This is a genomic window from Tissierella praeacuta DSM 18095, assembly GCF_900128955.1.
Classification (GTDB): Bacteria; Bacillota; Clostridia; order Tissierellales; family Tissierellaceae; genus Tissierella; species Tissierella praeacuta.
The window spans coordinates 44,239-61,192 of sequence record NZ_FQTY01000001.1 but is presented as its reverse complement, the minus strand read 5'-3'; the positions used below and the strand labels follow the sequence as shown (position 1 = coordinate 61,192).

The following is a 16,954-nucleotide window of genomic DNA, read 5'->3' as shown; positions in this document are numbered from 1 at the left end:
TACGTTACAAGTATTACAATTTTGATTACAGTTTTCGCTCATATTTTTTCTCCTTTACCTATTTATGATTTTCATTGTATTTTTAAATACATCTTTTACTGCATTCCCTGCTTTACATTCAACATCAACTATACTATGTCCATTATTTATAGCTTTAATTACTTCTTTATCATAAGGTATTTCTCCCACAAATGGTAAGTTTAGTTCTTCACATATTGATTTAATCTTATTAGTATTTTCTACATTTGTATCATATTTATTAACACAAACAAAAGTTCTAACATTTAGCTTTTTTGCAGTCCTAATGATTCGTAGCATATCATTAATACCTGAAAGGGAAGGTTCTGTAACAATAAGTACAATATCTACACCACTAAGAGATGCTATTACTGGACAACCAATTCCTGGAGAACCATCAATAATAGCTAAATCTGCATTTTCAACAGATTCTTTCATCTGTTTTTTAACTTCACTTACTAATTTTCCAGAAGTTCCACTCCCCATTTTTAATTGTGCTGTAGAAAATATTTTATCTTTGGTATATAAAGTTAATTTACCTGCAACATCTGGTCTAAGAGTTATTGCGTCAAATGAACATATCTCTTCACAAACTCCGCAGCCTTCACATGAAAAATAATCAACTTTAAATTCTTCATTGAATAATTTAATAGCATCAAAACCACAATTTTCTTTACACATACCACAGCTTTTACATTTCACAGTATCTATAAAGGCTTTGTCCATACCGTAATAATCTGATATTATAGGCTGAGAAATTTGATTCATTAATAAATGAAGATTGGGAGCATCAACGTCACAATCTGCAAATGCCTTAGCATTTGCAAGTTTTATGAAAGCACTAGCAACAGTAGTCTTTCCTGTTCCTCCTTTACCACTAAGGATTAATAATTGTTTCATTACATACCTCCTTAGTAATATTATTTAATAAATTTATAAATACCTCCTGATATTTTTTATTTTGTTTTGATGCAATTAAACCATTTGAATTCATTTTTCCTAATTCAACACTAAAAGGAATTCTTGCTAAAATTTCTACTTTATTATGAATACAAAATTCTTCAACGGGATTATCATCATCTAAACATTTGTTTAAAACTATTCCGAAAGGTTTTTCAAACAATCTAACTAATTCATAAACCATGTTCAAGTTATGAACCCCAAATATTGTAGGTTCTGCTACTAAGACACAATAATCTGCATCTTTAATACCTTCCATTACCATACAAGAACTTCCTGGAGGACAATCAATTATAACTAAATCATTATTAATTAAATTATCTCTTAGAATTTCACTTATAATAGGAACCCCTGAAACTTCACCAGTATTTAGGATTCCTGTTAATACAGTTACATTGTCAGATAACCCTTTTTGTATTGTTCCAATAACTCTTTCCTTTTCTGATAAAGCCTTTTCAGGACAAAACAAGGTACATCCTCCACAAGAATGACATATTTCATCAAAAATAATTAATCTATCCTTAACATAAGCCAATGCATTAAACTTGCAGAACTCAACACATTTTCTACACCCAGTACATAACTCCTGATTAACATTAGGTATCTTCACTGATATTTCTTTAATAGATAATTTCTGGGGTTTTAAAAATAAATGCCCATTCGGTTCTTCAACATCACAGTCTAAATAAATGGACTTTTCTGCAACAGTAGCCAAATTAACGGATATAAAGGTTTTCCCTGTACCACCTTTGCCGCTAAGTACTGCAATCTTCATATTATTTTCCTCCATGATTATGAAATCCCGAATGAATCTCTTCAAGTAAAGACAATTGTCCATTTATAAAAGCATCTATATTATCTTCTATAGAATCATTAATTGTTTTATATATCTTAACTCTGCCTGCATTTATTACATCGGCAGCCTTCTCCCCGCATCTTGGAGTAATTAGCACCTCTGCCCCGATATCAACTACTGATTGAGCAGCTTTGATTCCTGCTCCCCCTTGACTTGAAATTGCACTATTATCTATAAAAATACTTTCTTTTGTATCTGTATTATAAACCAAAAAATAAGGTGTTCTACCAAAGGACATACATACTGTTGTTTTTATAGAATTATCATTTACAGGAATAACTATTTTCATTTTAATATCTCCTATTCTTTTACATTAATTTTATGCTCTAGTCTTTCATTACATCTATGTCTTCTACATCTTCTGCATCCATGTCTTTTTTCATTTTCATCATAAAGCATATAATCTCCGCCTTCTATTTTCAATATGTTTCCATTAACCAAGGATTCTGCAATCTTTTTTCTTGCATCATTATAAATTCTCTGGACAGTAGTCCTAGCTACATTCATTCTATCGGCACATTCTTCCTGCATCATTCCTTCTAAATCTATAAGACGAATGGCCTCATATTCATCAACTGTCATAATGATTGCTTTACTATCTGTTTTTTCAGTATCAAGTGGTCCAAACATATTGCTTTCAGGTAAGCAACATACCTTCCTCCATTTTCTAGGCCTTGCCATCATTATTCTCCTTTACAAAATTCTAATTGAGTATTTATCATTTCTAACCTTCTTTCAAGTAAAACTTTTTGTTCCTCTAACAATTCTTTTTCTCCAATACACATTATTGAATGTAATGAATTTCTACTATGTCCACAGTGTACTCCTACCCTATTATACATTCTGCCTTTATTTCTTCCCATTCCATATCTTCCAAACATATATTATTTCCTCCTCATTATTAATTATTAACATATGTCCATTTGACTTTATTATATCTCATTTTGGACATATGTCAATAACTTTTATAATAATAATTGGGTTTTTTTACTTTTTCTCATGAGTTATATTCAGTTTTGTCCATAAAAAATACTCCTCCTTGTAATTACAGTTTTTATTATTTAAACCATATATTATAAAGGGAGCATATTAATTTTAAGTTAATGGTGATTTTTTTATTAATTATACCTTTTCCATTATAAGGGTTTCAACTTCTCAAAGTTGCTTTAACCATATTCTTATTAAGCAATATATTTAATGCATCTATAATAGATTTCACTACTATATCAGCTTTAGATAACAACTCTCCTGAAGCCCCTTCTCTCTCTATTATGGCTATAGATAATATTGCTTCTTTAAACATGGGGATGTCATTATATCCATTACCTAAACAAATAGTATTTCCTTTAATACTTCGTACTATTTCTTTTTTTGAATCTCCCGCATTATCCTTGGGAAAAGTTAATATTTTTCCATTGATACCTATGCACTCTTTTTCTACAGTTCCATAGGTATCTGCTGTTAATATATATATTTTTGCATACTCTGCTAACTTGTTTATCAACTCTTCTACGCCATTTATTAATTTTCCATCCACTGCTATAGTACCATTATAATCAAAAACAATATTTTGTACTTCTATATTCTCTCTACCTGGTATTTCATATATTAACAAATTTATCCCTCCACTTTAAATCTATCCATATATTCCTTCTAAGTATTCTTTTGTCATTTTATTCTTTGGATTAGAAAACATTTCCTCAGTTTTCCCATATTCTATTAGTTCACCATTTAAAATAAATGCTGTATAATCGGATATTCTTCTAGCCTGAGACAAATTGTGAGTCACTATTATTATAGTATATTCCTTAGAAAGTTTCAGTAACATTTCCTCTATAATAGCAGTGTTTTTTATATCTAACGATGAACATGGTTCATCCAAAAGTAATACTTCTGGTTCCACAGTTAATGCTCTTGCTATGGAAAGTCTTTGCTGTTGTCCTCCTGATAACTTCATAGCTGACATATTTAATTCATTATTTATTTCTTCAAAAAGTCCTACTCTTCTTAGATTATATTCTACTATGTTTTGTAGTTCCTTTTTATCTTTTATTCCATAATATACAGGTGCATAAATCATATTTTTATATATAGACAAAGGAAATGGTGTAGGCTTTTGAAATACCATACCTATCATTTTCCTTATATTATCTTTATTATATTCTCTGATATCTTTATCTTTAAATAAAATTTCTCCACTATAGCTACCGCCTTGTTCCTCTAACATCAGATTTAGAGCCATAAGAAATGTAGATTTACCACAACCTGAAGGTCCAATAATTGCAGTTATTTTATTTTTCATAAAGGACATAGACAAATCCTTTAATATCAATTTATTATCATAACTAACCTTTAAATCATTCACCTTTATTAATTCCATTTACCTATGTTCCTTTCTATTTAAAATCAAAGATAAAACATTAATTATAAGTAATAGTATAATAAGTATTGCAGCAGTACCATATGCTTTCTCCAACGATATTCCTTCCCCCGTTAATATATAAAGGTGAAAGGGAAGTGCCATGACAGGAGAAAGTATGGATTTAGGTATTGGAGCAAATATTACAGCCCCTGTTAATATTATTGGTGCAGTAGCTCCCATAGCAAATCCTCCCCCTAAGAGAATGGCTGAAATAATGTCTTCTCTACATATTGGTAATATCAATTTAAATATGGTATAAAATTTTGATACTCCTAAAGCATATGATGTACTGATAATATTAGAGTTTATCTCATTCATTATCTTTTCAATCCTAACCTCGATATATGGAAATATCATAATTCCCAATGTTATACTTGCCGTTAATAGAGATCTATCAATTTTAAAATACAAAATTAATAATGTATAACCAAACATTCCTAAAATAATAGATGGAATACCAGCCATACATTGTATTATTAAATGAATTATATCACCTATGTATTTATTTCTACAATAAAAAATTGTATAAATAGCTGTGGCTATGGCTAAAAAAGATGCAAAAAAGCAAGATAATAACATTAATAATAGACTGCCAACAATAGCTGGAAATACTCCTCCCTCTGCTCCTAATGGTATGCCTTTTGGATTGTTAAAAATAAATTCTAAATCAATAGAACCCATTCCTTTTTTAAATATATATCCTAGAATAAATATAGTAACTCCTACTACTATAATGGTGCTCATTATAATCCACAGTTTAAATATATTATCTTTAATTTTTTCCTTCATAAATATCTCAACCTTTAGTTATATTATTTTTCTTTTTATTATGTATAGAATAACATTGATAATAAGCAAAATCATCATGAGTACAAAGCCTGAAGCATAAAGCGCATGATAATGAAGACTGCCTACTTCTGCCATTCCCATCTCAAGTGCAATTAGGGAAGGAATTGTTTGACATTTTCCCAACAATTTAGGCATTATTGGTGCATTACCTATTACCATCATTACGGCCATAGTTTCCCCCATCCCTCTACCTAATGCTAATACTCCAGAAGCTAATATGCTTCTTTTACTATTAGGCAAAACTATTTTTCTAATCATATAGGATTTAGAAACCCCTAATGCATTTGAGTATGTAGAGTTTTCATTATAAATCTTTTCCATAGACTCCTCACATGTGGAAATGATAAATGGTAACATCATAATAGAAAGAATTATACCACCTGCTAATACGGATTCTCCAGTAGCTAATAAAAATTTTGTCTCAAAGAATTTTACAAGCACAAGCAATCCAATAAATCCATGAATAACAGAAGGTATACCAGCTAGTATATCTACTATAACTCTAACTATTTTTTTAAATTTATTATTAGTATAATTTGATAAAACAATAGCGTTCCCTACTCCTATAGGCAATGCAATAGCAATTCCTATTAATGATACATATATAGTTCCTAGTATAGTAGGGTATATTGATAATTTATTTGGAAAATTCAGGGGATTCCACTTATTACCAAAAATAAATTTTATTATAGAAACCTCTTTAAAAAACACAATGCTTTCTCTTAAAATAAATAATATTATGAAAGAAAGTATCAATAATGATAATACTGTAAGAAAACAAACTATTGATTTGAAAATTCTATTTTCTAGGTCTTTCACTATAATCACCTCAAAAAAATAAGGGGCTAAGGCCCCTAATTTTAGTTTGTTGGTACAAATCCCATTTTTGCAATAATCTCTGAACCTTTATCTGACAAAACAAAATCCATAAATGCCTTTTGCTCAGATGTCAATTCTCCTCTTTTAACTACAATAAGAGGTCTTGATACCTTATATGATCCATTTACTATATTTTCTTCTGTTGGCTCTATTCCATCAACTTTTAATGGTATAAGCTTTCCTACGTTTTGATTTACCATACCAAAGGAAGCATAACCTATTGCATCTTTATTTTCGATTATCTTTGTAACTAAGGCACCCATTGAAGGAGATTGAATTGCATCTTCTCTTACTTGTACATCTCCCATTATACTCTTTTGAAATACTTCGTGGGCTCCACCACCTAAATCTCTAATAACAACTACTATCTCCTTATGTTCAAGACTATCATCTAAATCATCCCAATATTTATATTCTCCAGAAAATATTTTCATAATTTCTTCAGTGCTTAAACTATCTTTCAGTTTTACTAATGGGTTTTCTGGATTTATAGAAATAGTTAAGGCATCTATTCCTAAAACAAATTCTTTCATATCACCTATCTTTTCTTTCTCTTCGTCCTTTACTCCCCTAGCTAACATACCAAAATCACTAGTTCCTTCTATTACTGACTTAACACCAGCACCAGAGCCACCTGCTGATACATAGATGGATATATTCTTATCTGGAAAACTAGCATCTACCTTATCCCAAGTAGTATTTGCTTCAATAAAATCTGTTGCAATTGCAGATATTACAGGTGCTAAAGTAGATGAACCATTAAAAGTCATTTGAGCTTTAAATTCATTTTCTACAGTTGTTGAAGTATCTTCATTATTCCTACATCCAAATAAAGATGTAACTAAAACTAATGCAATTAATAATAAACTAATTCTTTTTTTCATACTGACCTCCTATATGTATTAATATTAACAAAGTACATAATATAGTCTATATTCAATACTTAGGTATGTCCAATTAATTTCATCTATAATAAGATACATATGTATAGAAAATATTAATAATCTTTTTTCAATTTAAGTTATTAAATGATTATTTTTCCATTAGTATAATAATTATATTTAATTTATCAAAAATATTTTATGTAAGGGTTTCCCAACTTATAGTCAATAAATCAACTAAAACAACAATATCAAAATTTAATTATTCAACGAATTAATATAACAACACAATCCGAATAAAAATTTCATTCTGATTGTGTTGTTATCCTAATATCTTAATACAGCTGCAACAGTCCCACCATCTGGTACTTTATCTGGCTCTACTACATATACTATACCACCTCTAGATACAGTAAGAGTAGCTGCACGGTCTATTAAATCTTCATTTCCTATATTTTGTTCTTCGTCAAAAACTACCTTACTATTATTTGGATTAAATCTACCCCATTGATGAATTCCATCGGCAATAAATAATGTTTCAATTTGACCATTATAAGCTTGAGATAAAATTTTTATTAATGAGTTAGAATATAATCCATTTTTCTGACCTGAGAATTGATTGTATTTAGCTTCTGCCAATTCTTGTATTTTTAAAAATTTAGGCTCCATAATCTCCCACGCCATCTTTTGTAAATCATCCCCATATAATATTTCAGGATTTCCTTTAATAAATTCCTCTACTATATTTGGATATTTACTAATTTCTTTATATATAGGAATTAAATATTCTACTCCAGCAAGTACTAAAGGTATTTCTTCTCCTTTATGCAATTTATTTAAAGATTCATCAATTGCACGAAAATATCTAGCTAATTCATTTTTATCAAAGTCATTTTCTACAGCCTGCCCTTGACTTGCTGTATTATATGAAAGTGAAGAGCTACTTATTGGATTTGCAGTACGAATTTGCAATTTAGTTCTTGGATCATCATCTACTTTCATATCTTCAACACTTCTAGGTGCATCTTCCATTATTATTTCTTTAACCATTTGTCTGGAAGCTTTAAATAATCTTACTTCGTTTTTACTTAATGCTAATATATAAAATTTACCATCTGTCGTAAATAAAGGAAGTAGTGGTTTAGTGTAAAATTTATCTGAGATTACTACTTGATCCTTCACTTCAAATGGAAGGTGATAATAATTTAGTTTGTCTGGAGTTATAAATACTACTAGACCTTCTGTTTGATTTTGCCAAAATGTTGTTTCATCAATTAAATTACTAGCTGATTGTAAGATTTTTTCAACTTCTGATTTACTTAGACCCATATTAAATAGTTTATCTTCTGCTTCTCTAATGCACTGTTTATATCGTATTGGATTTTGTTTAATATCTGCTCCCATACGACAGGTAGGCATATAGATTGATATACACCATTCTTCCTCTGAATTTATTAATTCTTCAAATTTTTTTCTAGTTAGTATATCCATTTTTGCCTCCTTTGAAAAATTATTTTATACTCTAATAAACTATTATCTTTATTAATTTGCCCACTATATAATTTACATATGTAGCTATTTATTTAGCTTAATAGACTATATATTGAAAAATTTCCAGATGCTCAAATGGCATCTGGAAATTTTTGGTTTTTTTATTTTTAAAATTCGTTTGCTAAATCAATAAGTGCTTGATTATGTACACGATATACTGTCCATTCATCCATAGGAACTGCACCTATACTCTTATAAAAATTAATAGAAGGCTCATTCCAATCTATACACCACCACTCAAATCTCCCACAATTTCTTTCTATAGCTAATTTTGCTAAAAAGGATAAAAGTATTTTGCCATATCCTTTTCCTCTCATTTCAGGTCTTACATATAAATCCTCTAAGTAAATTCCTGGTCTACCTAAAAAAGTAGAAAAGTTATGAAAAAACAAAGCGAAACCTACTGGTTTACCATCATGCTCTCCGATAATAACCTCTGCAGATTTTCTAACAAATAATGAATCCATAAGTATTTCTTCAGTTGCAACTACTTCATGTAATAACTTTTCATAATCTGCTAATTCTTTAATAAAATCCAAAATAAGTTTTACATCTTTTTCTTCTGCAAACCTGATTTTAAAATATTCATTTTTTGTTGGTATTAGTGTTTTCATTTTGATTTAGCCTCCATTTATTATAATATGATTTAGTCTTATACTAAACTCCTGGCAAAGCTATTCCAACCAAATATACCACCAGTATGAATAAATAATATGTTTTTATGTTTATTAAATGTTCCTTTTTTAATTTCTTCCACTAATCCATACATTGCCTTACCAGTATATACTGGGTCTAAAATTACCCCTTCCTTTTTAGCAAAATTCTGAATAAATTCTATTTCTTGAGGCTCACTCAAAGCATACCCTCTTCCCACATATCCATCTAGAATCTTTATATCTTCTTTCCCCACTAAAACTTCTTCACCTGTATATTTATATATTTCCTTAAATAACTCCAATATAGTATTTGTAAAATATTCAGCATTATCACATACATTTACTCCATAAATTATTGCATCATTATTATTTATATAATTTCCATAATATAATCCTGCATAAGTTCCTCCTGAACCAACGGCAGTAACTATTGCATCAAATTTAATATTAAGTTCTTTTTCTTGCTCCAATATCTCTTCCATGGCTTTATAATATCCAAACGAACCAATTCCATTAGATGCACCCTCTGGGAGTATATATGCCTTATGTCCTTCTTTATCTAACCCTTTTTTAATTTCTTCCATAATATCCATTCTACTATTTTTATATTCTTCAGGAGTAATAAACTTAATTTTTGCTCCTAGCATCTTATCTAAAAAATAATTCCCCTCTACTTCTGAATCTTCTTTTCCTCTAAGTACAAGATAAGCACCCATACCAAGCTTTGCTGCTACTGCCGCTGTTGCTCTAGCATGATTTGATTGAATGCCTCCGCAGGTAATTAAATAATCGCAACCATTATCTAGAGCCTCCTGTACTGCAAACTCTAACTTTCTTACCTTATTTCCTGATATTTCACTACCTGTTTGATCATCTCTTTTTATATAAATTTGTGTTCCTAGCTCTTGGCTTATTCTGTCTAATTTTTCAATTCTAGTTGGTAGATTTGCAAAACCAATTCTTTTTGGTAATTTCATAAGTTTTCCCCCTTATATTTAGACTATTCATTTTAATTACATTATATATCTAAATCATTACTCAACCAATAGTTTCTTTTAAAGATAAAAAAACTAGCAGCTAAAGTTCTATATAATTTTGAACTTTAGTTGCTAAAATTAAGATTATTTGCTATTGAAACATTAGATCCATAAATTCCTTTTTGGATATATTACCAAAATATTTTTCTAAAGGTTCGCTTTCTATAGCCTTTAATACTTCTGTCTTTTCATATTTTATCCCATTTAATTTTTCCTGAAGCAATTTTACATCTTCTGTACCAAAAAAATCTCCATAAATCTTAATATCTGAAATCAATCCATTTACTAAATTAAATCTAATATCTATACTTCCAAAATTAAATCTTCTATAATTTTGATAATGTGATTTTGGAGATTCCCCATAATTCCATTCCCAAGTAGAATATTTTTCTTTAAATAATTTTTGAATATTATCTAAATCTTCCTTAGATAATCTATGCTCCTCAGGTTCTAAGCCTTCCATTCCAAATATACTTTTTAATAAAATATCTCTAAACTCATAAATATTTATATCCTTATTTATATAGGGTTTTATGTTAGTTACCCTACTCTTCACTGATTTTACTCCCTTAGATTCAATTTTATCTTGTTTTACTCTTAGAGCATTTGACAATATATCTAATTCAGTATCAAATAATAATGTGCCATGATTTAAAACCCTCTTCTTCCATACTGATTGAGCTATACCTGAAAACTTCTTCCCATCTATAGTAATATCATTTCTACCAGATAATTCACAATTAATACCAAGCTTTTCTAGAGATTTAACTATTGGAATATTATATTTTTTAAAATCAATTTTCTCCGCACCTGTTGACATAGATATAATACTAAAGTTAAGATTCCCTAGGTCATGATATACTGCACCTCCACCAGTAATTCTCCTTACAACCTTTATACCTCTTTCATCTACAAAGTCTTGGTTTACTTCTTCAATAGTATTTTGATTTTTACCTACTATTATTGCTGGACCATTTATCCAAAGTATTACATAATCATCTTTAAGATCTAGGCTTTTAAAACAATACTCTTCAAAAGCTAAATTATATCTTGGGTCATTTGAGTCATTTACTAAATATTTCATATTCTCCTCCTAATATATAAAGGTTTTTTCATCTTCCAATCATAATATTTAAGTCCATTAATCTATGCTGTATATCAATTAATTGATTTTTAATTTCATCATATCTTTGAATCAAAATTTTATTATCAATCATTTGGCTAGATTTATCTATTAATGCTTCAAATTGATTATATGCTATTCTAAATTCATTTTCAATATCTCTCCTTACAACATCTGGTAATATCTCTATACTTCTTGTTAATTCAACCTCATCACCATCAATATTAAAACTATTTCCTATATTAGGGATTATAGTCTCTATTTTGTATAGATGTTCGATAAGAGTTGAAAGTGCAGTGGCAGATTCTTCTTCACCATGAACAACGAATATCTTCTTAGGTTTTTTCTTAAACTTATTTATCCAATCAAGTAATACATTTTGGTCAGCATGTCCAGAAAACCCTTCTATATCATAAATTTCTGCTCCTACATTAATTTCTTCTCCAAGTATTTTTACCTGTTTTTTGCCGTCCAAAAGTATTCTCCCCAAAGTTCCCTCAGCTTGATATCCAACAAAAACTAAACTATTTCTCTTATCCCATAAATTATGCTTTAAATGATGTCTTATTCTACCAGCTGTAGCCATTCCACTTGAAGATATTATCACTTTTGGAAATGTATATTTATTTAATGCCATTGATTCTTCTTGACTTTTTATATATCTTAAATTATCAAATTCAAAGGGGTTATCTCCTTTTAATACAAGAGTTCTTGCTTCTTCATTAAAACTACTAGAGTTTTTCTTAAATGCTTCTGTAGCCTCTACTGCCATTGGACTATCTATATAAATTGGAATCCTCATATGCTCCTCTATAGATGGATTATATTCATAATATTTATTTAGCTGATAAATAAGCTCTTGAGTTCTTCCTACTGCAAAGGAGGGAATAAGTACAGTTCCTCCTCGTATTACAGTTTTATTAATTATATCTATTAATTTCTCAGTACTTTCTTCGAAACTTTCATGTATAGTATTACCATAGGTAGATTCAATAATAAGATAATCTGCTTCATCTATATAGTCTGGATTGTTAATAATAGGTCTACCTGGCATACCTAAATCTCCTGAGAAAACTAATTTTACTTCTTCACTTCCTTCTTTAACCCATAGTTCCACTATAGCTGAGCCTAAAATATGCCCTGCATCCTTAAATCTAATTTGGATATTATCATTTATTTTTATCTTTTGGTCTATAAAATATGGTTCAAAATATTTCAAACTACTTTCTGCATTGTCCATAGTATATAGGGGTTCTATAGGTGGTTTCCCAGCCCTTTGTCTTTTCCTATTTTCCCATTCCACATCTGATTCCTGTATCTTAGCACTATCCTTTAACATAATTTTACATAAATCATAGGTAGCATTTGTAGTTATTATTCTACCTGTAAAACCTTCCTTTACTAATTTAGGAATTCTACCACTATGATCTATATGTGCATGTGTCAATATAAGAAAATCTATTTCCTTGGGATCATAAGGAAAGTTATTATAGTTTAACCTTTCTATTTCTTCATTTCCCTGAAACATTCCACAGTCTATAATTATATTATATTTTTCAGTTTTCACAAGATAGTTAGAACCAGTAACCATTTTTGCCGCACCATAAAATTTAATATCCATAACCTTACCCCCAATAATATATTTCTATTATCAATTATTTAAACCTGCTATCCTTTTTAATATATTCATCTATACTTGTATTTGATATTACTGCATTTCTAATGGTATTCATTTCTTTTAAATCTCCAAAAAGAATTGCTCCAACTATTTTATTATCTCGAGTAAATAGCTTATAATGAATATCTCTTTCGTCATCTTTGTATTCATGTACCCTATCAAAATCATCTATAATCCCTGCAGAAAAAAGTTCTATATTGCCTATCTTTAAGGTTGTAAATATCTTAGGTTGATTGTATTCTAATTCTTTACCAGCCATGTTTGCTCCTGCTATCTTACCTTGCTCATTTCCAGCAGTCCAAAGTCCTAATACCATTCCATCTATTTCAACTACATCTCCTGCAGCATATATATTATCTATATTGGTTTTTAAATGTTTATCAACTATTATACCTCTATTATATTCTATTTCCGTATTCCTAACTAAATCTAAATTTGGTCTGATTCCAGAAGATACTAAAACAGCTTCAGACTCAAGCTTCCTTTTCCCATTTAATCTTATACCAGTGACTGCACCATCACCTAATATCTCTTCTGCTTGTGATGAAAGATAAATTTTAAATCCATGCTCGGAAAGTTTCTTTTCTAGTTTATCTGATATTTCTTTATCTAATTGTCTAGGTAACAGATATGGTGCAAACTCTATTATATTTACTTTTTTGTCTAATTCTTTTAATGCCCATGCCGCTTCAAGTCCTAAAAGTCCTCCTCCAATTAATGAAACATCATTACAAGATTTCAAATATTCTTTTATATAATGTAAATCCTTTAAAGTCCTCAAAGCAAATAATCCCTCTTTATATTTCCCATTAATAGGAGGAATGAATGGACGGCTTCCCGTTGCTATTAGTAACTTTTCATAACTTATTTCTTGTCCATCATCAAGTCTCACCTTATTATTTGTAATATCAATATCCTCAACAAGTTTTCTAAGAATAACCTTTATATTTTTATCCTGATACCAGTTTTCTTTACTGACTAATAGTTCTTCATCAGTAAATTCTTTAGACATATATTCCGTTAATTTTACTCTATAATAAGTAAGAGTTGATTCACTACTTATCATTATAATAGTACCATTTTCATCATGAGCTCTTATTTCCCTAGCAGCTGCAAGTCCAGCTATTCCATTACCTATAATTAAATATTTTGCCTTATCCATATTGTATCTCCTCCTAAAATCACTCTTTCTAATTATTACCCACTTTGAGAAATTCTACACAAAAGCCTTCATTTTTATGAAGGCTTTTGTGTAGAATTTATATATATATTCTTGCTAATAAAATATCCGAAGGATTTTGAGAATTTATATTCAAGTTTAAATCTAAATTTCCATTCAATTTAATCAAAAAAATTTCAAAAGGTTTAATAATATTTATCTCTTTATTAAAACTAATATATACAATATTATTATAAGCATATATAAAGTAAAAAATTTCATTAAAATTAGATTGATTTTCTTTTATTAAAGAATATTCTCTATCTATATAAATACTTTCAAGTTCTCCTTTCACTCCATTTCCTAGCATTAAATTAAAATCTTTTACTATTCCATAACTTGTAGTATTTATACCTCCATCAAATTCATATATCTGAAAAGGTTTTAAATTAATATAGTCTTTATGATTATGTGTTAATTTAAGTTCTCCATTAAGTGGTGTAATAAATCTATGTATTCCTTCTAATTTAGTGAACTCTGATTCCCCCAATTCTACAGTAGCAGAGCTTAATCTAAATTTAAAATTACGAGCATCGTAATTTGAATCTTCTGGATATATAAATAATTGTGTAGTCTTTCCACCCGACCATTCTGTTGTTATATAATCATTTTCTTTAATTAATTTTTTAACAACTTCCATATTATTCACTTCCATTTTTTAATTTTATCAAAATCACAGTTTATAATCTTTATTTTAAAATATACCATATTTATATATTAACATTAATTTATCTATTTGTATTAATTTTTTCATTAATAATTTCTACAAACTTAAGTTTTATATTATATTCTATCAACAAAAAGAAGGGTAATTAACCCTTCTCATCTTACTTATCTTTATTTAGCAATTCTATCACTTTATTTAACTTAATATTTTGCTCTTCATTTAACATAGGTCGAATAGTGTCTAGTTTTTCTAATATTGAAGCATATTGCTCATCGCTTATCTTATCTTCCATATCAGATTTTACCTTTATAATCTCTACAAATATATCCTCCTCTGACTTATCCATATACTTATCTGCAAGATTTTCAATTATTGAAATTTCTTCATCACTAGGAGTATATCCCTCAAGCTTATCAATAATATTCTTCATTTTTTTATCTTCCATTTTAATCCCTCCCTTTCTTATATCATAATTTATGAAATATAGAATAAATATATTACTAAAAGATATTGCAACTATTAATCTAGCTCTGCATATAATGAGTATTATATCTATTCTATAGTCAAGGGGGGCTGGTTTTGGATAATAATATTTTAATATTTATAGTTCTTTTAATAGCTGGAAAAAATCAAGGCAACAAGCTAACAGGGTTAAACACCTTAGAAAATTTTGTAAACACTATGGAGATTGATACTAAATATACTTTAGAAAAAATTAGAATGGCAAAAAAAATTGGGACATATTTCCCTGAACAGTACATACCTTTGATAAATAAATCAATATTATTTACTGAACGTATTATGAAGATAAATGAATTAATTGAATTCATGAAAAATGAAGAATATCAATATATTAAGGAAGCTACAATTGTAGATAGTAATAAAGATAGGCTAAATAAAATAATACATGTACTACAAAAAGAAGCTTCTAGATCAGAAACTAAAAATGTTGGAATGATTATGGATTTAATTATAAATATGGATACGTATAAAAAAATGTTTTCAGTATTAACTTCTGTAATAAATAGTCAAGATGGATTAAATGATCCTACTCAGTTAATGAATATACTCACACCTTTAATGGATGGTGATGATCTAAAAAACAAAGATAAATTTAAAGAAATGGGCAAGATGATGGAAATAATGAAAATTCTAAATTCACCAAAGCAAGAAAATAAGGAAGAGAATAAAAAAATAGAGATAATAGAAAAACCATCTAAAGAATAAGTATTTTACTTATTCTTTAGATGGTTTATTAGATTTTCCATATCCTTAGGTAATGGAGCAATAAATTCTATATCTTCTTTCGTTCTAGGATGCTTTACTTTTAAATAATATGAATGGAGAGCCTGCCTATTTATATAAGGACTCTCTTTATTATAGAGACTATCTCCAATTATAGGATGACCTATATGGTCTAAATGAACTCTGATTTGATGAGACCTTCCTGTAAATATTTGTACATCAAGTAAAGTTGCATCTTTATATCTTTCAATAACAGTATATTTAGTTAGAGCATCTTGACCTTCCTCTGTTACTGTTTTTCTAATACTCTTATCTTCTTCCCTGCCAATTGGTAGATTAATATAATTTTCATCCTTTTCTACAATACCATCTACTATTGCCTGGTATTTCTTTTCTACCTTATGGGACTCAAACTGTAAAGCCATTTGCTGATGGGCAAAAGGATTTTTTGCCACTATTAATATTCCAGTAGTATCCATATCTAATCTATTGACAAATCTTATTTTCTTTTTTATACCTTTTTCCTTAAAATAATAAGATATTCCATTGGATAAAGTATTTTCTTGATGGGATTTTGTTGGATGTACAACTATATTTGGCTGTTTGTTTAAAATTAAAAAATCAAAATCTTCATAGACAATATTTATATCCATTTTCTCTGGCTTTGTGTTTTCACTTTCATCTTCCATATAAATAGAAACTACTGCTCCTTTTTCGAGAGTTAAGCCTTTTCGCTTAAATTTACCATCCACATATATCTGCTTTGCCTTATATAGTTTTCTAAACAATCTTCCTGATATATCCTTACTGGAAAGAAAATCTTCCAAATCTAATCTATCCTCTTGGACTTCAAAAACAACAATATTTTCACTTTCTTCAAATAAATTCATATTTCCCTCCAATTTTCCTTATG

20 protein-coding genes are annotated in these 16,954 nt (G+C 28.8%); 1 reads left to right on the top strand and 19 read right to left on the bottom strand.

The window, feature by feature from the left end:
• Positions 1 to 54 precede the first annotated feature (54 nt).
• From BUB33_RS00335 to BUB33_RS00250, 18 genes are all read right to left on the bottom strand, one after another.
• Entirely contained in the window at positions 55 to 918 is an 864-nt protein-coding gene (locus tag BUB33_RS00335) for an ATP-binding protein (RefSeq protein ID WP_072971516.1), read from the bottom strand.
• A complete protein-coding gene (locus tag BUB33_RS00330) occupies positions 896 to 1,753 on the bottom strand; it encodes a nucleotide-binding protein (RefSeq protein WP_072971513.1) in 858 nt (285 codons plus the stop codon). Before BUB33_RS00330 ends, BUB33_RS00335 begins: the two co-directional genes overlap by 23 nt.
• A gap of 1 nt (position 1,754) precedes the next feature.
• Positions 1,755 to 2,123: a NifB/NifX family molybdenum-iron cluster-binding protein gene (locus tag BUB33_RS00325; RefSeq protein ID WP_072971510.1), complete on the bottom strand. Its 369-nt coding sequence runs from the start codon at positions 2,121 to 2,123 to the stop codon at positions 1,755 to 1,757.
• An 11-nt stretch (positions 2,124 to 2,134) separates the two neighbouring features.
• A complete protein-coding gene (locus BUB33_RS00320; protein ID WP_072971507.1) occupies positions 2,135 to 2,515 on the bottom strand; it encodes a DUF134 domain-containing protein in 381 nt (126 codons plus the stop codon).
• Positions 2,516 to 2,517: 2 nt separating this feature from the next.
• Entirely contained in the window at positions 2,518 to 2,715 is a 198-nt protein-coding gene (locus tag BUB33_RS00315) for a DUF5320 domain-containing protein (RefSeq protein WP_072971503.1), read from the bottom strand.
• A 266-nt stretch (positions 2,716 to 2,981) separates the two neighbouring features.
• The gene (locus tag BUB33_RS00310) at positions 2,982 to 3,449 is read right to left on the bottom strand and encodes an HAD family hydrolase (RefSeq protein ID WP_072971500.1); all 468 of its coding nucleotides are present in this window, start codon (positions 3,447 to 3,449) and stop codon (positions 2,982 to 2,984) included.
• A 21-nt stretch (positions 3,450 to 3,470) separates the two neighbouring features.
• A complete protein-coding gene (locus BUB33_RS00305) occupies positions 3,471 to 4,214 on the bottom strand; it encodes a phosphate ABC transporter ATP-binding protein (RefSeq protein WP_072971496.1) in 744 nt (247 codons plus the stop codon).
• Positions 4,215 to 5,045 (bottom strand): PstA family ABC transporter permease, encoded by an 831-nt coding sequence (locus tag BUB33_RS00300; protein WP_072971493.1) that lies wholly within the window; start codon positions 5,043 to 5,045, stop codon positions 4,215 to 4,217. It abuts the gene before it with no gap.
• Between the two features lie 18 nt (positions 5,046 to 5,063).
• The gene (pstC, locus tag BUB33_RS00295; protein WP_072971490.1) at positions 5,064 to 5,924 is read right to left on the bottom strand and encodes a phosphate ABC transporter permease subunit PstC; all 861 of its coding nucleotides are present in this window, start codon (positions 5,922 to 5,924) and stop codon (positions 5,064 to 5,066) included.
• Between the two features lie 41 nt (positions 5,925 to 5,965).
• Positions 5,966 to 6,868, bottom strand: coding sequence for a phosphate ABC transporter substrate-binding protein (locus BUB33_RS00290; RefSeq protein ID WP_072971487.1), 903 nt, complete (start codon positions 6,866 to 6,868; stop codon positions 5,966 to 5,968).
• A gap of 324 nt (positions 6,869 to 7,192) precedes the next feature.
• Positions 7,193 to 8,356 carry a baeRF6 domain-containing protein gene (locus BUB33_RS00285; protein WP_072971484.1) on the bottom strand — a complete coding sequence of 388 codons (1,164 nt, stop codon included), beginning with the start codon at positions 8,354 to 8,356 and terminating at the stop codon, positions 7,193 to 7,195.
• Between the two features lie 167 nt (positions 8,357 to 8,523).
• Positions 8,524 to 9,030: a GNAT family N-acetyltransferase gene (locus BUB33_RS00280; RefSeq protein ID WP_072971481.1), complete on the bottom strand. Its 507-nt coding sequence runs from the start codon at positions 9,028 to 9,030 to the stop codon at positions 8,524 to 8,526.
• A 38-nt stretch (positions 9,031 to 9,068) separates the two neighbouring features.
• Positions 9,069 to 10,049, bottom strand: a complete 981-nt coding sequence (locus tag BUB33_RS00275) for a D-cysteine desulfhydrase family protein (RefSeq protein ID WP_072971478.1) — start codon at positions 10,047 to 10,049, stop codon at positions 9,069 to 9,071.
• A gap of 151 nt (positions 10,050 to 10,200) precedes the next feature.
• On the bottom strand, positions 10,201 to 11,193 hold the full coding sequence (locus tag BUB33_RS00270; protein ID WP_072971475.1) for a lipoate--protein ligase: 993 nt from the start codon (positions 11,191 to 11,193) through the stop codon (positions 10,201 to 10,203).
• A gap of 28 nt (positions 11,194 to 11,221) precedes the next feature.
• On the bottom strand, positions 11,222 to 12,853 hold the full coding sequence (locus tag BUB33_RS00265; protein ID WP_072971472.1) for an MBL fold metallo-hydrolase RNA specificity domain-containing protein: 1,632 nt from the start codon (positions 12,851 to 12,853) through the stop codon (positions 11,222 to 11,224).
• 34 nt (positions 12,854 to 12,887) lie between these two features.
• Positions 12,888 to 14,072, bottom strand: a complete 1,185-nt coding sequence (locus BUB33_RS00260) for an NAD(P)/FAD-dependent oxidoreductase (RefSeq protein WP_072971468.1) — start codon at positions 14,070 to 14,072, stop codon at positions 12,888 to 12,890.
• Between the two features lie 97 nt (positions 14,073 to 14,169).
• A complete protein-coding gene (locus tag BUB33_RS00255) occupies positions 14,170 to 14,769 on the bottom strand; it encodes a HutD family protein (protein ID WP_072971465.1) in 600 nt (199 codons plus the stop codon).
• 187 nt (positions 14,770 to 14,956) lie between these two features.
• Positions 14,957 to 15,241, bottom strand: coding sequence for a hypothetical protein (locus tag BUB33_RS00250; RefSeq protein WP_072971462.1), 285 nt, complete (start codon positions 15,239 to 15,241; stop codon positions 14,957 to 14,959).
• Positions 15,242 to 15,375: 134 nt separating this feature from the next.
• Between BUB33_RS00250 and BUB33_RS00245 the strand changes: the two genes are divergently transcribed.
• The gene (locus BUB33_RS00245) at positions 15,376 to 16,023 is read left to right on the top strand and encodes a hypothetical protein (RefSeq protein ID WP_072971458.1); all 648 of its coding nucleotides are present in this window, start codon (positions 15,376 to 15,378) and stop codon (positions 16,021 to 16,023) included.
• A gap of 5 nt (positions 16,024 to 16,028) precedes the next feature.
• Here BUB33_RS00245 and BUB33_RS00240 read toward each other — a convergent pair whose 3' ends face one another.
• Complete coding sequence (locus tag BUB33_RS00240) at positions 16,029 to 16,931, bottom strand: RluA family pseudouridine synthase (RefSeq protein WP_072971455.1); 903 nt, start codon at positions 16,929 to 16,931, stop codon at positions 16,029 to 16,031.
• Between the last annotated feature and the right edge of the window lie 23 nt (positions 16,932 to 16,954).

What these genes read in the sequence shown, in the direction of transcription:
- BUB33_RS00260 (WP_072971468.1), bottom strand. Translation starts at nt 14,072, where the DNA reads ATGGATAAGGCAAAATATTTAATTATAGGTAATGGAATAGCTGGACTT.
- BUB33_RS00280 (WP_072971481.1), bottom strand. Translation starts at nt 9,030, where the DNA reads ATGAAAACACTAATACCAACAAAAAATGAATATTTTAAAATCAGGTTT.
- BUB33_RS00300 (WP_072971493.1), bottom strand. Translation starts at nt 5,045, where the DNA reads ATGAAGGAAAAAATTAAAGATAATATATTTAAACTGTGGATTATAATG.
- BUB33_RS00250 (WP_072971462.1), bottom strand. Translation starts at nt 15,241, where the DNA reads ATGGAAGATAAAAAAATGAAGAATATTATTGATAAGCTTGAGGGATAT.
- BUB33_RS00270 (WP_072971475.1), bottom strand. Translation starts at nt 11,193, where the DNA reads ATGAAATATTTAGTAAATGACTCAAATGACCCAAGATATAATTTAGCT.
- BUB33_RS00325 (WP_072971510.1), bottom strand. Translation starts at nt 2,123, where the DNA reads ATGAAAATAGTTATTCCTGTAAATGATAATTCTATAAAAACAACAGTA.
- BUB33_RS00285 (WP_072971484.1), bottom strand. Translation starts at nt 8,356, where the DNA reads ATGGATATACTAACTAGAAAAAAATTTGAAGAATTAATAAATTCAGAG.
- BUB33_RS00265 (WP_072971472.1), bottom strand. Translation starts at nt 12,853, where the DNA reads ATGGATATTAAATTTTATGGTGCGGCAAAAATGGTTACTGGTTCTAAC.
- BUB33_RS00255 (WP_072971465.1), bottom strand. Translation starts at nt 14,769, where the DNA reads ATGGAAGTTGTTAAAAAATTAATTAAAGAAAATGATTATATAACAACA.
- BUB33_RS00315 (WP_072971503.1), bottom strand. Translation starts at nt 2,715, where the DNA reads ATGTTTGGAAGATATGGAATGGGAAGAAATAAAGGCAGAATGTATAAT.
- BUB33_RS00275 (WP_072971478.1), bottom strand. Translation starts at nt 10,049, where the DNA reads ATGAAATTACCAAAAAGAATTGGTTTTGCAAATCTACCAACTAGAATT.
- BUB33_RS00305 (WP_072971496.1), bottom strand. Translation starts at nt 4,214, where the DNA reads ATGGAATTAATAAAGGTGAATGATTTAAAGGTTAGTTATGATAATAAA.
- BUB33_RS00335 (WP_072971516.1), bottom strand. Translation starts at nt 918, where the DNA reads ATGAAACAATTATTAATCCTTAGTGGTAAAGGAGGAACAGGAAAGACT.
- BUB33_RS00320 (WP_072971507.1), bottom strand. Translation starts at nt 2,515, where the DNA reads ATGGCAAGGCCTAGAAAATGGAGGAAGGTATGTTGCTTACCTGAAAGC.
- BUB33_RS00240 (WP_072971455.1), bottom strand. Translation starts at nt 16,931, where the DNA reads ATGAATTTATTTGAAGAAAGTGAAAATATTGTTGTTTTTGAAGTCCAA.
- BUB33_RS00290 (WP_072971487.1), bottom strand. Translation starts at nt 6,868, where the DNA reads ATGAAAAAAAGAATTAGTTTATTATTAATTGCATTAGTTTTAGTTACA.
- BUB33_RS00330 (WP_072971513.1), bottom strand. Translation starts at nt 1,753, where the DNA reads ATGAAGATTGCAGTACTTAGCGGCAAAGGTGGTACAGGGAAAACCTTT.